The following is a 1,338-nucleotide window of genomic DNA, read 5'->3' as shown; positions in this document are numbered from 1 at the left end:
GCGTCACGGCACGGTGGCATTCATCCACGACAAAGGCCACGCGGAGTCCCTTGATTTTGTCCGCATCTCTTTGGTAAAGACCTTGGTCAAATTTGCGCATCATGGTGGTGATTTTCTGGATAGTGGTCACCACGACCCGCTTATCATTACTTCCTAAGCGCTTGACCAAATCATGAGTATTATCCGTCTCATCGATATCAATGACATCATTGGTTGCATAGGAGAGGAAGGATGATGTGGTCTGTTGGTCCAAGTCCCTGCGGTCAACGACAAAAATCGTCTTTTGGATGGATGGAATCTGGAGGAGATTCCGAGCCACCTTATAAGAAGTCAGGGTCTTCCCTGAACCTGTTGTATGCCAAACATAGCCTGACTCCTGACGGCGCGAAGCTTCCTGCACCGCTTCGATAGCATGGATCTGGTAGGGACGCAAGAGGATGAGAGATTTCTTGCTATCATCAATGACAGAATACTGCATGACCATCTGGTGCGCACGAGGGATAGAAAGGACTTCGTGGGCAAAGCTAGTCAGGTTTGTCACAGGATGATTGTCCTTATCCACCCACTTAGTTAGAAATTGCTTGTTGAGTTTATTTTCCCTAGCTGCAGCGATATAGCGAGTATCTACTTTATTGGTCACAACAAACATCTGCAAGCTAGAGTAGATACCACGGAATTTCCCTTCACGGTCATATTTTTTAATCTGATGAAAGGCATCGATAAATGCTGCTTGGGAACTCTTGAGCTCGATTTGAATCATGGGTAAACCGTTGATGAGAAGAGTAACATCCAGTCTACGGTCTTGGTCCAGAGGATTTACTTTTTCTCTCTGGACTTGATTGACAACTTCATAGCTAGACTTTCCTGCTGCGATATTATCTCGCCAGATAACTGATAAACGAATGGTTCCTAGGCTGGCATCTTCTCTTTGAACTTCGACTTTAGCAATGCCATTTTCACCTACCAACCACTTAGCAGCATCATAGTAGCTGACAAAGTTCAGTTGGTTCTGAATCTGACGTTTTTCCTGCTCTGTCAATGGATGGTCTGCTAGTAGAGCAACATTGTTTTGGGCTAGTTTCTCAAAGAAGTTGTCCCATAGTTGTTCTTCTGTTTTGAGGTCTTCTCTATAAGTCCATTGGCTTTCACCAGTTACCAGTTGGTTGATTAGTTGTTTTTCTATCTCCAGTTCTGGTTTTACTTGCATCATTCTCTCCTTTAACGATGTTCTACTTTCTTTATTATAACATGTTTATCATTAAATTCCCCCTTCTTTCACAAAATATGGTATAGTAGAATCATACTATCTATGAGGAGTTTACATGTCACAGGATAAGC

1 protein-coding gene is annotated in these 1,338 nt (G+C 43.2%); it reads right to left on the bottom strand.

The features are described from left to right. On the bottom strand, positions 1-1,210 hold a 1,210-nt coding region (locus GMD6S_RS11975), incomplete at its 3' end, for a DEAD/DEAH box helicase family protein (RefSeq protein WP_044141317.1). Positions 1,211-1,338 lie beyond the last annotated feature (128 nt).

The organism is Streptococcus sp. GMD6S, assembly GCF_000297015.1.
Note: the sequence above shows the minus strand (reverse complement) of the source record. Positions and strands in the feature narration are given on the sequence as shown.